The organism is Streptomyces sp. NPDC051364 (genome assembly GCF_040682115.1).
Taxonomy (GTDB): Bacteria; Actinomycetota; Actinomycetes; order Streptomycetales; family Streptomycetaceae; genus Streptomyces.
On sequence record NZ_JBFBAH010000001.1, the window covers coordinates 343,315 to 360,572 of the forward strand.

General features: G+C 69.9%; 18 protein-coding genes. 9 read left to right on the top strand and 9 right to left on the bottom strand.

What is annotated here, in order from left to right:
- Positions 1-10 precede the first annotated feature (10 nt).
- The 3 genes from AB0M76_RS01675 to AB0M76_RS01685 form a co-directional block, all read right to left on the bottom strand.
- Positions 11-658 carry a PadR family transcriptional regulator gene (locus AB0M76_RS01675; protein WP_365950992.1) on the bottom strand — a complete coding sequence of 216 codons (648 nt, stop codon included), beginning with the start codon at positions 656-658 and terminating at the stop codon, positions 11-13.
- Between the two features lie 96 nt (positions 659-754).
- Positions 755-1,372, bottom strand: a complete 618-nt coding sequence (locus AB0M76_RS01680; protein WP_365950993.1) for a hypothetical protein — start codon at positions 1,370-1,372, stop codon at positions 755-757.
- 127 nt (positions 1,373-1,499) lie between these two features.
- Positions 1,500-3,188, bottom strand: a complete 1,689-nt coding sequence (locus tag AB0M76_RS01685) for a protein kinase (protein WP_365950994.1) — start codon at positions 3,186-3,188, stop codon at positions 1,500-1,502.
- A gap of 228 nt (positions 3,189-3,416) precedes the next feature.
- Between AB0M76_RS01685 and AB0M76_RS01690 the strand changes: the two genes are divergently transcribed.
- On the top strand, positions 3,417-5,003 hold the full coding sequence (locus AB0M76_RS01690; RefSeq protein ID WP_365950995.1) for a protein kinase: 1,587 nt from the start codon (positions 3,417-3,419) through the stop codon (positions 5,001-5,003).
- 73 nt (positions 5,004-5,076) lie between these two features.
- Here the strand turns inward: AB0M76_RS01690 and AB0M76_RS01695 are convergent, their stop codons facing one another.
- Both AB0M76_RS01695 and AB0M76_RS01700 read right to left on the bottom strand, forming a co-directional pair.
- Positions 5,077-5,493, bottom strand: coding sequence for a pyridoxamine 5'-phosphate oxidase family protein (locus AB0M76_RS01695; RefSeq protein ID WP_365950996.1), 417 nt, complete (start codon positions 5,491-5,493; stop codon positions 5,077-5,079).
- Positions 5,494-5,583: 90 nt separating this feature from the next.
- A complete protein-coding gene (locus AB0M76_RS01700; RefSeq protein WP_365950997.1) occupies positions 5,584-6,246 on the bottom strand; it encodes a response regulator transcription factor in 663 nt (220 codons plus the stop codon).
- Between the two features lie 325 nt (positions 6,247-6,571).
- Here AB0M76_RS01700 and pdhA point away from each other — a divergent pair, with 325 nt between their 5' ends.
- The 5 genes from pdhA to AB0M76_RS01725 all read left to right on the top strand — a co-directional run bounded on the left by pdhA (position 6,572) and on the right by AB0M76_RS01725 (position 12,111).
- Positions 6,572-7,795: a pyruvate dehydrogenase (acetyl-transferring) E1 component subunit alpha gene (pdhA, locus tag AB0M76_RS01705; RefSeq protein ID WP_365950998.1), complete on the top strand. Its 1,224-nt coding sequence runs from the start codon at positions 6,572-6,574 to the stop codon at positions 7,793-7,795.
- On the top strand, positions 7,795-8,775 hold the full coding sequence (locus AB0M76_RS01710; protein WP_365950999.1) for an alpha-ketoacid dehydrogenase subunit beta: 981 nt from the start codon (positions 7,795-7,797) through the stop codon (positions 8,773-8,775). The genes pdhA and AB0M76_RS01710 overlap by 1 nt, the downstream gene beginning before the upstream one ends.
- Positions 8,776-8,787: 12 nt before the next feature.
- The gene (locus tag AB0M76_RS01715; RefSeq protein WP_365951000.1) at positions 8,788-10,236 is read left to right on the top strand and encodes a dihydrolipoamide acetyltransferase family protein; all 1,449 of its coding nucleotides are present in this window, start codon (positions 8,788-8,790) and stop codon (positions 10,234-10,236) included.
- A gap of 122 nt (positions 10,237-10,358) precedes the next feature.
- Entirely contained in the window at positions 10,359-11,294 is a 936-nt protein-coding gene (locus AB0M76_RS01720; protein WP_365951374.1) for a GNAT family N-acetyltransferase, read from the top strand.
- Between the two features lie 52 nt (positions 11,295-11,346).
- Positions 11,347-12,111, top strand: a complete 765-nt coding sequence (locus AB0M76_RS01725; protein WP_365951001.1) for a hypothetical protein — start codon at positions 11,347-11,349, stop codon at positions 12,109-12,111.
- Here the strand turns inward: AB0M76_RS01725 and AB0M76_RS01730 are convergent.
- Entirely contained in the window at positions 12,108-12,524 is a 417-nt protein-coding gene (locus tag AB0M76_RS01730; protein WP_365951002.1) for a PPOX class F420-dependent oxidoreductase, read from the bottom strand. The genes AB0M76_RS01725 and AB0M76_RS01730 overlap by 4 nt on opposite strands.
- Before the next feature lie 80 nt (positions 12,525-12,604).
- On the bottom strand, positions 12,605-12,802 hold the full coding sequence (locus AB0M76_RS01735) for a hypothetical protein (RefSeq protein ID WP_365951003.1): 198 nt from the start codon (positions 12,800-12,802) through the stop codon (positions 12,605-12,607).
- 102 nt (positions 12,803-12,904) lie between these two features.
- Here AB0M76_RS01735 and AB0M76_RS01740 point away from each other — a divergent pair, with 102 nt between their 5' ends.
- A complete protein-coding gene (locus AB0M76_RS01740; RefSeq protein ID WP_365951004.1) occupies positions 12,905-14,317 on the top strand; it encodes a hypothetical protein in 1,413 nt (470 codons plus the stop codon).
- Between the two features lie 45 nt (positions 14,318-14,362).
- Here the strand turns inward: AB0M76_RS01740 and AB0M76_RS01745 are convergent, their stop codons facing one another.
- A complete protein-coding gene (locus tag AB0M76_RS01745) occupies positions 14,363-15,565 on the bottom strand; it encodes a DUF1266 domain-containing protein (protein WP_365951005.1) in 1,203 nt (400 codons plus the stop codon).
- Positions 15,566-15,576: 11 nt separating this feature from the next.
- A complete protein-coding gene (locus AB0M76_RS01750) occupies positions 15,577-15,981 on the bottom strand; it encodes an ATP-binding protein (RefSeq protein WP_365951006.1) in 405 nt (134 codons plus the stop codon).
- A 210-nt stretch (positions 15,982-16,191) separates the two neighbouring features.
- Here AB0M76_RS01750 and AB0M76_RS01755 point away from each other — a divergent pair, with 210 nt between their 5' ends.
- On the top strand, positions 16,192-17,070 hold the full coding sequence (locus AB0M76_RS01755; protein WP_365951375.1) for a helix-turn-helix transcriptional regulator: 879 nt from the start codon (positions 16,192-16,194) through the stop codon (positions 17,068-17,070).
- Positions 17,067-17,237 (top strand): DUF397 domain-containing protein, encoded by a 171-nt coding sequence (locus AB0M76_RS01760; protein ID WP_365951007.1) that lies wholly within the window; start codon positions 17,067-17,069, stop codon positions 17,235-17,237. Before AB0M76_RS01755 ends, AB0M76_RS01760 begins: the two co-directional genes overlap by 4 nt.
- Positions 17,238-17,258: the final 21 nt, after the last annotated feature.

Here is a 17,258-nt window from a genome sequence, read left to right on the forward strand (position 1 = left end):
GGTGGTGGCGTCAGCTCCGCGGCGTGCGGGAGGCGCGGGGCTGGGGTGCGGTGACGGCGACGTCGTCGGTTTCGGCGGCCTGCGGCGGGTCGGGCTCGGCTCTCCGGTCGGCCGGCAGGGAGAGCCGTACGAGCCGTGATTCCGAGTGGTCGAGCCAGCGGGCTTCGGCCTCGGTCTGGAAGATCAGCTGTTCCAGGACCAGCAGCCAGGCCACGTCGTCGCGTTCGCGGGACTTCCCGCTGTCGATCGCGGCGAGCGCCTGCGCCTTGAGCCGGGTGTAGTCCTGCATCGCCTTGATCGTGGCGTGCCGCTGGGCCTGGATGACGGCGCGGATGTCCACGCCGGGGGCGCCCACGGCCATGGCGAGCTTGATGGACAGCTCGTCGCGGGGCGGGTTGGTGCGGTCGACGGGGCGCTCGTACCACTGGTGCAGTTCGGCGCGTCCGGAATCGGTGATGGCGTAGAGGGTGTGCCCGGCGGAGTCCTCGCCGCCGGGTGCGACGAGGCCGTCGCGTTCCAGCCGGGCGAGGGTGGTGTACACCTGCCCGACGTTGAGCGGCCAGGTGGAGCCGGTGCGGGATTCGAACTCGGTACGCAGCTGAGAGCCGTACCGAGGACCCCTTTCCAGCAGGGCGAGAAGGCCGTGGCGGATCGACATACTCAGTATGTATACCGAGTATGCCGACCGCCGCAACCGTCCTGAGGAGTAGGCCGGAAGGGGGAGGAGGGTCCTCGCGTCCCGCCCGGGGCGGAGTCAGATGCCCTTGCGCAGCCGCATCCCGAGGTAGCCCAGACCCAGCCCCATCAGGGCGAATCCGGTGCCGAGCGGCAGTATGTGCGCGGCCAGATCGGCGGCGCGCTCGTTCGGCCCGGTGCCGAGCGCGGTGACCGCGGACGGCGGGCTGGGCGGTGCCGGCGGCACCAGCGGCACCAGCGGCACTGGCGGCACTGGCGGCACCGGCTTCGGGCCGGCCGGCCGGTGGTACGGGCGCACCGGGAGCGGGCGGGCGGCCAGCACGGTGTCCGGGTTCGCGGGCTCGGCCGCCGGCCGCCCGGGCCGCTCCCGCCCGACCCCGGCGGCGCTGCCGGCGAGCTCCTCGTACGCCTCGTGGGGTACGTCGGCCACCGGGTCGGTGCCGGTGCTGTCGGCGGTGTCGCCGGTGTCGTCCGGATCGGCCTTCGGGGCCTTGCCGGGAGCCCTGGCGGAGGAGTCCGCAGCGGCCGGCGCGAGCGGGCGTACGGCCGCGGCGAGGCCGGCGGGGGACGAGGCGGCGGCGGACGAGGCGGACGCGGTGGAGGCGGCGGGGGACAGCGCGGCGGCGGCCACTGCGGCCCCGGCCAGCCAGCGCTGTGCGCGGAGGCGTTGAGTCACGGGGGCCCCTCCCGTCCCGAGCGCCGAGATGTTGTGCTCAGGTTGCCACGGTGGGATAAAACGGGCATCCCGGGCGCCCCGTAGGGGTCGCCCGGGATGTCGTCCGGTTACTCCTTATTGCCCCCGACTACTCCGGATTGCCGGTCGACACGGTCAGCGTGTACTCCGTACCTTCCTTGTCGATCTTGTCGCCGGGCCGCGGGTTCTGGTCGAGCACGGTGTCCTTGCCGTACACGGCCTCGTCCTTCTCGACGATCTTGTACTTGCCGCCGGAGGCCTGGATGCACTCCTTGACCGAGAGCAGGTTCTTGTAGCGCAGGTCGGGCGCCGTGTACTTGGTGGCGTCGCTGTAGTGCTTGCTCGGGTCCTTGCACTTGGACGACTCGATCGTGCGCGAGAGGTCCGGTCCCTTGAAGCCGGCCTTGGCCGAGGCGGACGTGGAGGCCCCGGGCGACGCGGAACTGCCGTCGGCCTTGTCCTTGTCGCCGTCGCCGTTCATCGAGATCGCGGCGATCAGACCGCCGACGGCCAGCACCGCCACCGCGATGGCACCCACGATCACCGGCATGTTCCGCTTGTCGCCGCTCCCGGAGCCCCCGCCGGCCGGGGCCGCGGTGGCCGCCGGCGAGATCGTGAACGGCGGCGGGGTCTGCGGCGCGTAGTGCTGCTGCTGGTGCGAGACCGGCTGCTGCTGGGGCGGGTACGCGTACCCGCCCTGCCCGTGCGGCTGCGCCACCGGCGGTGGGGTCGGCGCGTACGGGGACGGCGCCGGGGTCGGCGCGTACGGCTGCTGCACCGACTGGGCCGGGGGCGCCTGGAACCCGGAGTCCACCGGCGGGAACACGGCCGAGCCCACACCCGCGCCGCTGGCTCCGGTGTGCGAGCCCGGGACGATGACCGGGGCACCGGTCTGGCCGGCCGACAGCACCCGAGCGAGCTCGTCGCGCATGGCGGCGGCCGTGGGGAAGCGCTCGTTCGGGTTCTTCTTCAGGGCGCGCGCCACCAGCGCGTCCATCGCCGGGGTGACGGAGCGGTTGATGGAGGACGGGGCGACCGGCTCCTCCTGTACGTGCGCGTACGCGATGGCCAGCGGCGAGTCCGCGTCGAACGGGATCCGGCCCGTCAGCAGCTGGAAGAGCATGATGCCGACCGAGTACAGGTCGGAGCGGGCGTCCACGCCGCGCCCCAGCGCCTGCTCGGGCGACAGGTACTGCGGGGTGCCGACGACCATGCCGGTCTGCGTCATCGAGGTGACCCCGGACTGCATGGCCCGGGCGATGCCGAAGTCCATCACCTTGACGATGCCGCGCTTGGTCATCATCACGTTGCCGGGCTTGATGTCGCGGTGGACGAGGCCCATCTCGTGGCTGACCTCCAGCGCGGCCAGCACGTCGGACGTCACCTTCAGCGCCTTGTCCGCGGGCATCGCCCCGTACTGGCGGATGTCCGTCTCGAGCACGGAGCCGAGCGGCTGGCCCTCCACGTACTCCATCACGATGTACGGCATCACCGTGGCGTCGCCGGCGCCGCGGTTGCTGAACGTCACTTCGCCTTCGCCCGTATCGAAGACTGAGACGATGTTCGTGTGCGACAGTTTCGCAACAGCCTGTGCCTCACGGCGGAAGCGCTCGCGGAACGACTGTTCACGGCCGAGATCGCTGTGCAGGGTCTTGATGGCGACCTGCCGGTCGAGCGCCGTGTCGTACGCCAAGTACACGGACGCCATACCGCCCGCACCCAGCAAGTCCCTTAGCTGGTAACGGCCACCGGCCAGAGAGCCGCCCGCGTACTGGCCCTGAGTGCCGTCCTGGCTCATGACTGTTGCTTCCCCTCGGGATGTGTCCCTACGCCTCTGGCTGAGCGCATGTCGGGCCCAGTCTGCCGGAGGGCAAGCACACGTCAAGCCGGGTGCCCGTTCCGTGACCACGGGTCACGGCGCGCCATTGTCCGAACGGCGACCTGTTCCGAGGCTGTAGCGTTCAGCGGAGCACCCGAAAAGGACCTACCGCTGAGCGGCGGCCGAGAGAGACGACGGCGAGGACTGATGGCACCCGAACCCGAGGTGAACGGCGCCGGGATGGCCGACGGTCCTGAGCATTGGGGAGCCGGCGGCCTGGTCGGCGACGGCCGCTACCGGCTCACCCACCGCCTGGGCCGCGGCGGCATGGCGGAGGTGTTCGCCGCCGAGGACGTACGGCTGGGCCGGACCGTCGCCGTGAAGCTGCTGCGCGCCGACCTCGCCGAGGACCCGGTCTCCAAGGCCCGCTTCACGCGTGAGGCGCAGTCGGTCGCCGGGCTCAACCACCACGCCGTCGTCGCCGTGTACGACTCCGGCGAGGACAAGGTCGGCCCCAGCACCGTCCCGTACATCGTCATGGAGCTGGTCGAGGGCCGCACCATCCGCGACCTGCTGATCAGCGCCGAGGCCCCGGGTCCCGAGCAGGCGCTCATCATCACCTCGGGCGTGCTGGAAGCCCTCGCGTACTCGCACCAGCACGGAATCGTGCACCGCGACATCAAGCCCGCGAACGTCATCATCACCGAGACCGGCGCGGTCAAGGTGATGGACTTCGGCATCGCCCGCGCCCTGCACGGCGCCCAGTCGACGATGACGCAGACCGGCATGGTCATGGGCACCCCGCAGTACCTCTCCCCCGAGCAGGCGCTCGGCAAGGCGGTGGACCACCGCTCCGACCTGTACGCGACCGGCTGTCTGCTGTACGAACTGCTCGCGCTGCGCCCCCCGTTCACCGGCGAGACCCCGCTGTCGGTGGTCTACCAGCACGTGCAGGACGCGCCGGTCCCGCCCTCGCAGCTGCCGGAGGGCCACCACATTCCGCAGGAGCTCGACGGCCTCGTCATGCGCTCCCTCGCGAAGGACCCGGACGACCGGTTCCAGAGCGCCGAGGAGATGCGCGGGCTGGTCCAGTACGCGCTGCAGATGCTGCACGACCAGGGGCCGAACACGGGCACCTGGAACACCGGCCCGGTCACCATGGCCCTGCCGCACGGGCGCGGCGGTGCGGCGCAGACCACGGCGATGCCGCTGGGCCCGACCGGCGGCCAGCAGAATTACCCGGCGCACGCCATGACCTCGCAGTTCCAGCAGCCGATGGTGCCGCCGCTGAACCCGGACGACGGCTCGGCCTTCCCCGGCGGGGGCGGGTACGACAACCACGGCCACGGCGGTGGACCGGGCGGCCAGGGCGGCTACGACGGCTACGACGACCGCGGCAGCAGCCGGTGGAAGCTGTGGCTGTTCGCGGTGCTGGCGATCGTCGCGATCGCGGGCGGCGTGGCGTACGCCGTCAGCTCCGTGTCGCACAAGAACAAGGACGACAGCGTTCCGTCCACCGTCCAGAGTTCCTCGAGCGGCCAGCAGCCGACCCCGTCCACGCTGCAGAGCACGCAGTCGCACGAGACGCAGCCCTCGCGCTCGTCGGAGGAGTCCGTGCCGCAGCCGAGCCGCAGCAGCAAGTTCACGCCGAGCTCCAGCCCGTCGACGTCGCCTTCGACCAGCCCGTCGACGTCGGCGTCGAGCAGTCCGTCGAAGTCGCCGTCGAAGTCGCCGCCGCCGTCGAAGAGCGTGAGCCCGCCGGTGGACCCGCCGAATCCGGTTGACGAACCTTAGGCGTTACGAGTGAACGGGCCCGGCGGAATTCGATTCCGCCGGGCCCGTTCGCGTTGATCGGTGAATGCGCAGCTCAGAGGGCGTGCTGGTGCTCCCGGTCCGGATTTCCGGCCAGCGCGTGGACCGTGACGAACTGGGGCTCGATGCGCATGTAGACGGGGTCGAAGACCGCGCCGTCCACGAAATGCGGGACGGGTCCGAACAACTCGAGTTCGCGGTTGGTCGGCTCGACGATCCGGGCCGTTCCCGTGAACTGCACGGACCACAAGCCGGGGTCCCGGGAATTGAAGTTGTCGGCGCCATAGGCCACCACGCTGCCGTTGCACGCCTGGTGGTAGCCGAAGCCGGCGTGCATTCTCAAGGCCACCTCCCCGTCCACCACGACGTGGCGGGCGAGGGCGAGGAAGGGGAGCGCGCGCATGCTGGTGGCCACCCTGCCGTACGGCACCCGGCGCAGCAGTTCGACGGCGTGGAGTTCCTCCGGTGACATGCGTCCACTCTCCGGTGCGGATGCTCCGCCGGAAAAGAGGAAGGCGCCCCGACGATCAGGGACGTTGGTCCCGAGTGGACGGACCCGGGGTCAGGCCCGCTTCTCGGCCTGCAGCCGGGCCACGTACGCGGCCGCCTGGGAGCGGCGCTCCATGCCCAGCTTGGACAGCAGGCTGGAGACGTAGTTCTTGATGGTCTTCTCGGCCAGGTGCAGGCGCTCGCCGATGACGCGGTTGGTCAGGCCCTCGCCGATCAGGTCGAGGATCTTCCGCTCCTGCTCGGTGAGGTTGGCCAGACGGTCGTCGCCCTTGCAGTTCTTGCCGTCGCGCAGCCGCTCCAGCACGCGCGCGGTGGCGACCGGGTCCAGCAGCGACCTGCCGGCCGCGACGTCCCGTACGGCGCTCAGCAGCTCATTGCCGCGGATCGCCTTGAGCACGTAGCCCGAGGCCCCGGCCATGATCGCGTCGAACAGTGCCTCGTCGTCGGCGAACGAGGTCAGCATCAGGCACTTGATGTCCTCGTTCTGGGAGCGGACCTCGCGGCAGACCTCCACCCCGCTGCCGTCCGGCAGGCGCACGTCGAGGACGGCCACGTCGGGCCGGGTGGCGGGGATACGGACCAGGGCGTCCGCGGCGGTGCCCGCCTCGCCGACGATCTCGATGTCGTCTTCGACCGAAAGGAGCTCATGGACCCCGCGACGTACCACTTCGTGGTCGTCCAGGAGAAATACCTTGATTTTTCCGTCTTCGCGCACGAACTCAGTTTCACACACTCACCCCTTCCCTGACGCCGTTACCCGGGATAACGTGCCGTTGTTCCGGCCCCCTGCAAGGCTGTGACCAGTGGTTGTTCCCCGCACTGCGGATTTACTTGGAAATCCAAGCAAAAACGCAGGTCAAGTGGGGTTTCGCGGATATGCGGCGCACTGGGTAACGTGCATTGCGCAGGGCACTTGCCGGGGCACCTGTCACGCTCGAATCCGCACACGACGCGCACCCACCCCGTGCGCTGGTACGGATCCGGGTGAGCCGCACTGGACCCCGGAGAACCCGGGAGCCGGACCGACGGAGGAGCAACACGTGACCGTGGAGAGCACTGCCGCGCGCAAGCCGCGACGCAGCAGCGGCACCAAGCGGGCGGCAGGCGCGGCGAGCGCCGCCAAGGCCCCCGCTGCCAAGGCTGTCGCCACCGCGCAGAACGCCGAGCCCCAGCTCGTACAGCTGCTGACGCCCGAAGGGGAACGGGTCAGCGCCGCAGACAATCCCGATGCTGCGGAGTTCCTGTCCTACGTCGAGGACATCACCACCGAGGACCTGCGCGGGCTCTACCGCGACATGGTCCTGACCCGCCGTTTCGACGGCGAGGCGACGGCCCTGCAGCGTCAGGGCGAGCTGGGCCTGTGGGCCTCGCTGCTCGGCCAGGAGGCCGCCCAGATCGGCTCCGGCCGCGCGCTGCGCGACGACGACTACGTGTTCCCGACCTACCGCGAGCACGGTGTGGCCTGGTGCCGCGGCGTCGACCCGACCAACCTGCTCGGCATGTTCCGCGGTGTGAACCACGGCGGCTGGGACCCCACGATCAACAACTTCCACCTTTACACGATCGTCATCGGCTCGCAGACGCTGCACGCGACCGGTTACGCGATGGGTGTGGCCAAGGACGGCGCCGACTCGGCGGTCATCGCCTACTTCGGCGACGGCGCGTCCAGCCAGGGCGACGTGGCCGAGGCGTTCACCTTCTCGGCCGTCTACAACTCCCCCGTGGTGTTCTTCTGCCAGAACAACCAGTGGGCGATCTCCGAGCCGACCGAGCGCCAGATGCGCGTGCCGCTGTACCAGCGCGCGCAGGGCTTCGGCTTCCCGGGCGTCCGCGTCGACGGCAACGACGTCCTGGCCTGCCTGGCGGTCACCCGCTGGGCGCTGGAGCGGGCGCGCCGCGGCGAGGGCCCGACCCTGGTCGAGGCGTTCACGTACCGCATGGGTGCGCACACCACCTCCGACGACCCGACGAAGTACCGCCGGGACGAGGAGACGCAGGCCTGGGAGGCGAAGGACCCGATCCTGCGCCTGAAGACGTACCTGCTGGCGAGCGGCGGGGCGGACGAGGCCTTCTTCGAGGCCCTTGAGGCCGAGAGCGAGACGCTGGGCAAGCGGGTGCGCGAGGTCGTGCGCGCCATGCCCGACCCGGACACCATGGCGATCTTCGAGAACGTCTACGCGGACGGGCACGCGCTCGTCGACGAGGAGCGCGCCCAGTTCGCCGCCTACCTCGCTTCCTTCGAGTCGGCCGAGGAGGGCCACTGATGGCCGTCGAGAAGATGTCGATCGCGAAGGCGCTCAACGAGTCCCTGCGCAAGGCCCTGGAGACGGACCCGAAGGTCCTGATCATGGGCGAGGACGTCGGCAAGCTGGGCGGTGTCTTCCGGATCACCGACGGACTGCAGAAGGACTTCGGCGAGGAGCGGGTCATCGACACCCCGCTCGCCGAGTCCGGCATCGTCGGCACGGCGATCGGCCTGGCGCTGCGCGGCTACCGCCCCGTGGTGGAGATCCAGTTCGACGGGTTCGTCTTCCCCGCGTACGACCAGATCGTCACGCAGCTCGCGAAGATGCACGCGCGTTCGCTGGGCAAGGTCAAGATGCCCGTCGTCGTCCGCATCCCGTACGCGGGCGGCATCGGCGCGGTGGAGCACCACTCCGAGTCCCCCGAGACGCTGTTCGCGCACGTCCCGGGCCTGAAGGTGGTCTCCCCGTCGAACGCGAGCGACGCGTACTGGATGCTCCAGCAGGCGATCCTCAGCGACGACCCGGTGATCTTCTTCGAGCCGAAGCGGCGCTACTGGGACAAGGGCGAGGTCGACACCGACGCCATCCCCGGCGAGTTGCACAAGGCGCGCGTGACGCGCGAGGGCTCCGACATCACCCTGGCGGCCTACGGCCCGATGGTGAAGGTCTGCCTGGAGGCGGCGGCCGCGGCGGCCGAGGAGGGCAAGTCGGTGGAGGTCGTGGACCTGCGCTCGATGTCCCCGATCGACTTCGACGGGCTGCAGGCCTCCGTGGAGAAGACCCGCCGGCTCGTGGTCGTCCACGAGGCCCCGGTGTTCCTGGGCACGGGCGCGGAGATCGCCGCCCGCATCACGGAGCGGTGCTTCTACCACCTGGAGGCTCCGGTGCTGCGCGTGGGCGGTTTCCACGCTCCGTACCCGCCGGCCCGCCTGGAGGACGAGTACCTGCCGGGCCTGGACAGGGTGCTCGACGCCGTCGACCGCTCGCTGGCGTACTGAGGAGCCACGTTCATGACCATCCGCGAATTCAAGATGCCCGACGTGGGCGAGGGCCTCACCGAGGCCGAGATCCTCAAGTGGTACGTCCAGCCGGGTGACACGGTCACCGACGGCCAGGTCGTGTGCGAGGTCGAGACGGCGAAGGCGGCCGTGGAGCTGCCGATCCCGTTCGACGGGGTCGTGCACGCGCTGCTCTTCGAGGAGGGCACCACGGTCGACGTCGGCCAGGTGATCATCTCCGTGCAGACGGGCCCGGCCGAGGCGGAGGCCCCGGCCGCTGCGGTGGCCGCCCCGGCTGCGGCCGCGGCTCCCGCCGAGGCGCCGGCCGCTGCGGCCCGTCAGCCCGTCCTGGTGGGCTACGGCGTCTCCGAGGCCTCGACGAAGCGCCGTCCGCGCAAGGCGGCGCCCGGCGCGTCCGTCGCGGCCGCGGCTCCCGTCGCGCCGGCCGCGCCCGCCGTCGCACAGAACGGCACCGCCGCCGCGGCCGCCGGGCTGAACGGCAACGGCCACGCCGGCGGGGAGCGCCCGCTGGCGAAGCCGCCGGTGCGCAAGCTCGCCAAGGACCTCGGGATCGACCTGGCCTCCGTGGTGCCCACCGGGGAGGGCGGGGTCGTGACCCGCGAGGACGTGCACGCCGCCGCCGCGGCTGCGATCGCCCCGCAGGCCGCGGTCGCGCAGGCTCCGGCCGCTGCTGCCGCCGTGCCCGCCCAGGCCCAGGTCCAGGCCGTGGCTCCCGCCTCGGTTCCCGGCGAGGCTTCGGCCCGCGAGACCCGGATCCCGGTCAAGGGCGTCCGCAAGGTCACCGCGCAGGCCATGGTCGGCTCCGCGTTCACCGCGCCGCACGTCACCGAGTTCATCACCTTCGACGTGACCCGCACGATGAAGCTGGTCCAGGAGCTCAAGGACGACCCGGACCTCGCCGGTCTGCGGATCAACCCGCTGCTCCTGATCGCCAAGGCCGTCCTCGTGGCCGTCCGCCGCAACCCGTACGTCAACGCGTCCTGGGACGAGGCGGCCCAGGAGATCGTGCTCAAGCACTACGTCAACCTGGGCATCGCAGCGGCCACCCCCCGCGGCCTGATCGTCCCGAACATCAAGGACGCCCACGCCAAGACGCTGCCCGAGCTGTCGACGGCCCTGTCCGAGCTGGTCACCACCGCCCGCGACGGCAAGACCTCCCCGGCCGACATGCAGAACGGCACCATCACCATCACCAACGTCGGCGTCTTCGGCGTCGACACCGGTACGCCCATCCTGAACCCCGGCGAGTCCGCGATCCTCGCGGTCGGCGCGATCAAGCTCCAGCCGTGGGTCCACAAGGGCAAGGTGAAGCCGCGCCAGGTCACCACCCTGGCGCTGTCGTTCGACCACCGGCTCATCGACGGTGAGCTCGGCTCCCGCTTCCTGGCGGACATCGCGGCCGTCCTGGAGCACCCGCGCCGGCTCATCACCTGGTCGTAGCGGCACCTGCTCATAGGCGCGCATCCGAAGGCCCCCTCGCCACCGCACCGCGAGGGGGCCTTCGGCGTACCGGAAAAGTCTTGGCCAGGGGCTCTGCCCGGTGTGATCATCAGGCCGTGACCGTGACCTACCGCGCTGCCATCGCAGCCCCCACCGACATCGACCGCGCCGTCGCCTACCCGGCCGACGGGCCCGTCGAAGCCCTCTCCGCCGACAGGATCCGCGAGGAGCTCGCCGAGAACCGGTTCCGTCCCGAGTGGATCTGGTGCGCCGAGGACGAGAACGGCGAGATCCTGGCCCGCGCGCTGTGGTGGGGCCGCGCCGACAGCGAGCGCCCCGTCGCGCTCGACTGCCTCCAGGTACGGGAAACCGTCGCCGACCCGGCGGGCGTCGCTGCTGCCCTGCTGGCCGCCGGGCACGAGGCCTTCGGGAACCTGCCGCTCTACAACGTCGCGCTGCCCGGCGACTGGCGGACCCGCCCCGACCTGGTCGAGGCCGTTGCCTGGCGCCAGGAGGCCGCGTACCGGGCGGGCCTGACCCGGGAGATCGAGCGCCTGCGCTACGAGTGGAGCCCGGCCGCCGGGACCGCGGAGCCCACCGGGCGCCTGGTGTTCCGCGAGGGCACGGACGAGGAGTTCCTCGAGGCCTTCGCCAGGCTGTCCGCCGGCAGCCTGGACGTGCACACCCGGAACGAGCTCCGCTCGATGGACGCGGAGCAACTGGCCCGCGAAGACGTCGAGTTCTACCTCGACTGCCCGGGCGAGCGCTCCTGGTGGCGCCTGGCCGACCTCCCGGACGGCACCCTCGCGGGCATGGCCATCCCCTCCGCGACCCCGTACCACCGCAACGTCGGGTACCTGGGCGTCGTACCGGAGCAGCGCGGCCGCGGCCTGATCGACGAGGTCCTCGCGGAGATCACCCGCTTCCACGCGGCCGCGGGCGCCGAGCGCATCACTGCGACCACGGACACCGCCAACGTGCCCATGGCCGCGGCGTTCGACCGCGCCGGCTACGAGGTCACGGAGATCCGCCTGGTCCTGGAGGCTCAGGAGGTGTAGGAGGTTCCGACGCCGGCAGGCGGTAGCCTCCCGCCCGGGAAGGGGGGTCGGAGTGGCCATCGCCGAGTTGCAGGTGTACTCCGTCGAGGAGGCCGACGTCACGGGCGGCGTGTGCGTGGTCCGCTGCCTCGGCGGGGTCGCGCGCGCCGGACAGGTCTACGCCGTCGGGGAACTGCGGCTCGGCCTACGGCGGATCGAGCGGTACGGGCGCTCCGTGGCCTTCTTCGACGCGGGGCACGTGGCCAGGGTCCACCTCACGGGCGCCCTGGTCGCGCTGCTCACCCGGGGGCAGGTGCTGACCGCGGTCCCGCCCGGCGGGCATGCGCTCGAGGACATCGAGGCCTGGCTGGCCACCGACCCGCCGCTGCAGGACGAGCCGCATCCGCTGACGCTGCGGACCCTGGCCGTGGGCCGGATGCAGGGGGACTGGCTGCCCGAGGAGACCCGGCTGCGCTGGGGCCGGGTGGCGCTGGCCGCGACCCACCGCAAGGCGGAGTGGGCGGGGTCGCACGAGCTGGACCGCGCGGTGGAGGTGGCCGCCGTACGGGGCTACCTGATCCAGCAGTTCGGCCCGGGCCGTGGCGGCGACCCGGGATCCCTGTGCCGGGACGCGCTTGCGGTGATCGACCTGACCCCGGCGGAGGCGGCCGCGGAGGCCCGCACCTGGCGCGACCTGCCGCGACCCCGCATCCGGCACCTGCGGCGCATCAAGCTCCTGCTGCCCTGGATGGCCCTCGCACGACCCCACCTCCCGGACGGCGACTCCCTCGCGGAGGCGGTGGACGACTGGTCGGAGGTCCAGCCGCTGCTGCCCTAGCTGCCCTTCGCGGCGTTGCCGAGCACCTTGGTCGGGGTGATGCGCACGACGAGGCGGACGTTCTCGGACGGTGCTTCGGCGTACTCCTTGCCGGCGCCCGGCCCCAGGTACTGCTCCGAGATGCGGATGGCGACCTCGCGGCCCGCGTCCTCGGCGAGGGTGGCCGTGCCGCGGATCTCGACGTAGAGGAAGGGATTGGCGGTGTCGAAGACGGTCAGCCCGACGCGCCCGTCACGCGCGATGTTCCGCTCCTTGCGGCGGCCCTGCTCGGTGGACACAAGCACATCGGCCCCGTCCCGGGCCACCCAGACCACCGAACTCTGAGGACTGCCGTCGGGGTTGAGGGTGGAGAGCACCGCGGGGTGGGGGGAGTCCAGTAAGCCGCGTACGGTCTCGTTCAACTCAATCGTCATGCACAGTAGGCTAATTGGCGGATTGCCGCCCACACAGGAATGCGCTGCGACTGAGCGAAGTCGGGGCTGGGGCAACCCTGTCAGTCGATGGGCTCGCCGTCGTGTTCGCCATCGATGCACGTCCACAGGCCCGTTGCGGAGTTGTACTCCACAGTGCCCCTGCCGGCGAGACATGTGGGCGCATCGACTGCGGGCGCGGCGGCTTGTGCGGCAGGGCTCATGACGCCGAGAACGGCCAGGATGACGGCGGCGGCGAAGCCGAGAAGTCGTGTATGCATGGGGACCTCCTGTGAGGGCGGGCCATGGGTCATGACGTTACTCCGATCGGGTGCGGGCGCACTCCAGAGGCGTTCACCGGCATACGGCGGCAGACTGGTGTCATGGCGAGCACATCCGTGGTGGCCGTAGATCGACCGAATGGCCTCGGCTGGCGGCACGTCACCGTCGACGGCAAGGACGCGGGGAATGTCCGCTCCATCAAGGAGCTGGGAAGACTCATAGACCGCGCCGGCCTGAAATCCGGATACGACATCCATTGGATCGGCGGGGACTGCACAGTCTGGCCGGACAACCCGCGGTACCGGTATACCGTCGGCGGTCTGATGGCACTCGGCCTCTTGGCGACAGCGGGCATGCTCTTCGTGATCGGCGTGATGGACATATTCGGCGCCCTTACCTACTCCGGACGCATCACAGGAATAATCTTCCTTCTTGCCGCCGCGCTGGAAATCGTTGCCGCACTGGCCGCTGTCGACTATTGGCACAAGCGTAAAGTGGCGCACTCCGGGATGATCACTTTGATCGGCGCATTGGGCTCTATTGCCGTCGGCCTGTTCATGCTGCTCATGCATTTGATCAACGGAGGGACGTATACGTGGTACGTGCCGCTTTGGGTATTTTTCACCTTGCTGTCCGTGTGGGCACTGATCATACTCGTCCACGACCGGGTATGGAGGGCGATTCCCCATCCGAAGCGCATCGTGGCCGGGGTGGTCATCTCCAGCCTTTTTGCCATCCCCAACGTGACGTATACGCAAATATATCTCCCCTACGCGACATCTCCGGTCGTGAACAGTGCGGCCACCTTAGGGAAACCAAGTCTGAACAAGGGGGAGACGAAGATGTATCTGCCGGTTCATCTGGCGGTGAAGAACGCAGGCCAGATTCCCGTCTACATCCTCGGCAGTATCTACTGGGTCCACGGCTGGATCCCGGCAAAGAAGAAGCCGCACTTCGAACTGATCCACGACGGTGAGTTCATCATGCCGCCGGGGCGGACATTGAATCCGGGTGAGGAATTCTCGGAGGACGAGGTCGCCGAGATCGCGGTCAATAACTCGGATGAGTCGAAATACGAGAAGGTCAAGGTCGAGGCCGAATTGTACGCGATCAGGAAGGATCGGATGACGATAGTTGGCAACTATGAGCGCTCCGGCAAGAATCTGAGGCAGCTCATAGAGGAAGGGAAGGACAAAGATCCTCGAGGGCCGGACCAGGCGGACCAGCCGGGCCAGGCGGATCAGCATTACTTCAGGTATCAGACCGACATCTCGAACAGCAATGAGATCCTCAACGTGACTCGAGGCCGTCAGCGTATAACTCTGTGGTATGTGCACAAAAAAGACTGGCCGTACATTTATGTGGTTGTGGAGCCGCCTGGTTTGAAGGTTGATTTTGACCTGTCGGACCCTAATCGAAACAAGAAAGCCATTGATCGGTACGGCCTGCAACGGGTGCGCGGCTCAATGCAGCAGAAACCCCTCGCGGAACTTATGGACATGGCCGGGCACTAGCCCTCCGCCGATGAATCGCCCACGCCGACGAAGCGATGAAACGTCCTAGCTCCAGGGGATGTTGAGCCAGGGGCTGGACGGCTCCGTGGTCAGGGTCAGGTGCGTGGCCAGGGAGCCGGCGTACCACTCGCCGAACTCCTCCTCGTCGAAGTGCAGGCACCGGCCGAGCAAGTAACCGGCGGAGAACTCCGCCCAGGAGCGGTAGGTGTCGGCGGCCGCCTCGCCCGCGCGGAGCACCGCGCGCTCCGCCTCCTCCAGCGTGCCGTAGCGGGTGCCGAGGCCCCAGCGGGCCATCTGGGAGGCCCGGCCGATGTCCCAGCCCTCGACGGAGCGTACGTAACCCCCCTCGGGGAGCAGTCCGTCGGCCCGGAAGCGCTGTTCGTACCGGGCGATGCGCCCGATCAGGCGCTGTACGCCGGCGATCTCGCCCTCGACCTCCGCGGTGGGGCGCGGCTGCGCGACCGTGACGCCGTCGGGGGTGAGCTGCGGTTCGGCGGCCCGTTCGGCATTGCGGCGCAGGCTGGCCTCGGCGGCGTGCCGCCAGTGCTCGACGTCGACGGGCCCGGCGAAGTCGGAGGCGAGGATCCGGCGGATGCGCAGGACGAACTCCCAGACGGGGCTGACGATCTCGGCGTTCAGCATGCGGTGCAGGACGTCGAGCCAGTCCTCGCGGGTGGTGATGCCCCAGGACTTGCGGAGGCGTTCGCGCTCGCGGGTGTAGCCGCTGCCGTGGTAGGCGAGCGCGTTCCAGAACTCCCCGTTGCTCACCGCGAGATGGGCGCCCACGGCCAGTCCGCGGGCGACGGGCCCGTGCAGGGGCCCGCCGGTGTGCAGGGCGTGCACGGCGCCGGGGGCCAGGCCCCAGCTGGTCGCGGAGTCCCAGTGGGCGCGCCAGCGGGCGAGGTCGGCCGGGCCGGTGGTGAGGTAGGCCTCGGCGGGGCTGCCGGGGTTCACGGCGAGGTACGGCGGGTCGCGGTGGTCCCAGGCGTTGGCGAACCAGGCCAGGCTCTGACGTACGAAGACGGTCTCGGGAGTGGGGGCGGGCAGCATCCCGCGGGTGTAGACGGGGAGGGTGTGGCCGACCGGATAGAAGCGGGCCTGGGTGGGCTCGGCGTCGATCTGGGTACGGGGCTGGGCGAGGAACAGCTCGGCGCGGGCGAGTACGTCGAGGTACCGGCCCCACTCGCCGGCGCCCTTGGCCTCGTACAGCTCTCTCTCGATGGCGCTCGGCGCGATCCAGGTCCCCATACGGGCCAACCCTAACGGGGCCCTCCGACGCAGAGCTCGGCCCATACCGTCTTGCCGATGACCCTCTCGGAGTCCCCCCACCGCTCCGCGACGGCGCCCACGATCTGCAACCCCCGCCCGTACTGCTCATCGTCGGCAGCCGCTCGCGGTTCGGGCCGCCGCTCGCCTTTCGGATCGGTGACCGCGATCCGGAGCACTGCTCCCGTGAGCTGCACCTCGACCCGTAGGTACCGGTCCCGCAGCGAGCCGTGCAGCAGCGCGTTGGTGGTGAGCTCGCTGGTCAGCAGCGCCGCGTCCGAAGCCAGCTGGGGCAGCCCCCACGCCACCGCGAGCCAAGCGGCTCGCCGCCGGGCCGCGGGCACCGAGTCCTGCCGGGGCGGGTAGTTCCGTACGTCGCATCGCGTCGGCTCGTCCATCTGTACGTGCACCTCCGATGGGCGGTGGCTCCGCCGTGCGGGCAGCACGGTGCACTTCCGCCAACTGGGCTTGGGCAGTGAGCAGTTCGTCACCGACGGTAGGAGCGACTGTGGTGGGGGAGCAAGGGTTTCGGGGAATATCTTCCCCAGATGGATTACGGTGTCGACTTGTGCTTGGCAGGGCGCGAAACTGGGCCGGTGAACCGTGGGATGCGAGAAGGCCAGGGCAACCGGGTGTCGACGGTGCTGGGGCGCAGGTTGGGTGGCGAGCTGAACAGGCTGCGCACGGCGGCGGGCAAGACCCAGCTGCAAGCAGCCCAAGAGATCAGCGCCACTGCGACGAAGATCGTGAAGATGGAGAGCGGCTGGGTGCCGATGAGGGACCCGGACATTCGCGTGCTGTGCGAGTTCTACGGGGTGTCGGACGCGCAGTTCACGACTGGTCTGCTGGATCTGGCCCGACTGGATCGCGAGCGTCGCAAGGCCAAGGGATGGTGGCAGCACTCACCTGACGCGGGCTCGATGGCGGAGTACATCGCGATGGAGGACGTGGCGACCAGGGTGCGCACCTGGCAGCTGTCCCTGATCCCCGGCCTGCTCCAGACCGCCGACTACACCCGGGCACTCGCCGTGAGTGACGAGTTCTGGCAGGAGCCCGACGACATCGAGCGCATCGTGGCCGTCCGTGTGAAACGTCAGCACCGGCTGCGGAGCGAGGTACCGCTCCAGGTCCACGCGGTGGTCTGGGAGGGTGCGCTCCGACAGGAGGTCGGTGGCACCCACGTGATGCGTGCGCAGCTCGCCCACTTGCTGGAGCTTGCTGAGCTGCCAAACGTCCATGTGCAGGTTCTGCCGTACCGGGCCGGTGGCCATCCGTGTATTGGTGGGACCTTCAACGTCGTCTCGTTCGCAGAGGCGGAGGCAATGGACGTGGTCCATGTCGATGTCATCGGATCTACTGTCTGGGTGGAGAGCCGCGAGCAGAGTGCCGTGTACAGCCGGTACTTCGACCGCACGGCCAGGATGAGCCTGGCGCCGCGTGACTCCATCGACCTGATCGACAGCATTCATAAGGGGCTCCAGGCATGACGCACTTCGAGTTCGTGAAGTCCACTTACAGCACATCCAGCGGCGAATGCGTCGAGGTGGCCACGAACGTGGCCGGGACCGTCGCCATCCGGGACAGCAAGCGGGCCGACGGGGCGGTCGTCGAGACCGCCGACCTGGCCTGGGCATCCTTCGTGCGCACGCTGTGATCTGAGCTGCCCCATGGTGGG

What these genes read in the sequence shown, in the direction of transcription:
- AB0M76_RS01675 (WP_365950992.1), bottom strand. Translation starts at nt 658, where the DNA reads ATGTCGATCCGCCACGGCCTTCTCGCCCTGCTGGAAAGGGGTCCTCGG.
- AB0M76_RS01685 (WP_365950994.1), bottom strand. Translation starts at nt 3,188, where the DNA reads ATGAGCCAGGACGGCACTCAGGGCCAGTACGCGGGCGGCTCTCTGGCC.
- AB0M76_RS01690 (WP_365950995.1), top strand. Translation starts at nt 3,417, where the DNA reads ATGGCACCCGAACCCGAGGTGAACGGCGCCGGGATGGCCGACGGTCCT.
- AB0M76_RS01695 (WP_365950996.1), bottom strand. Translation starts at nt 5,493, where the DNA reads ATGTCACCGGAGGAACTCCACGCCGTCGAACTGCTGCGCCGGGTGCCG.
- AB0M76_RS01710 (WP_365950999.1), top strand. Translation starts at nt 7,795, where the DNA reads ATGGCCGTCGAGAAGATGTCGATCGCGAAGGCGCTCAACGAGTCCCTG.
- AB0M76_RS01715 (WP_365951000.1), top strand. Translation starts at nt 8,788, where the DNA reads ATGACCATCCGCGAATTCAAGATGCCCGACGTGGGCGAGGGCCTCACC.
- AB0M76_RS01730 (WP_365951002.1), bottom strand. Translation starts at nt 12,524, where the DNA reads ATGACGATTGAGTTGAACGAGACCGTACGCGGCTTACTGGACTCCCCC.
- AB0M76_RS01735 (WP_365951003.1), bottom strand. Translation starts at nt 12,802, where the DNA reads ATGCATACACGACTTCTCGGCTTCGCCGCCGCCGTCATCCTGGCCGTT.
- AB0M76_RS01740 (WP_365951004.1), top strand. Translation starts at nt 12,905, where the DNA reads ATGGCGAGCACATCCGTGGTGGCCGTAGATCGACCGAATGGCCTCGGC.
- AB0M76_RS01745 (WP_365951005.1), bottom strand. Translation starts at nt 15,565, where the DNA reads ATGGGGACCTGGATCGCGCCGAGCGCCATCGAGAGAGAGCTGTACGAG.
- AB0M76_RS01750 (WP_365951006.1), bottom strand. Translation starts at nt 15,981, where the DNA reads ATGGACGAGCCGACGCGATGCGACGTACGGAACTACCCGCCCCGGCAG.
- AB0M76_RS01755 (WP_365951375.1), top strand. Translation starts at nt 16,192, where the DNA reads ATGCGAGAAGGCCAGGGCAACCGGGTGTCGACGGTGCTGGGGCGCAGG.
- AB0M76_RS01760 (WP_365951007.1), top strand. Translation starts at nt 17,067, where the DNA reads ATGACGCACTTCGAGTTCGTGAAGTCCACTTACAGCACATCCAGCGGC.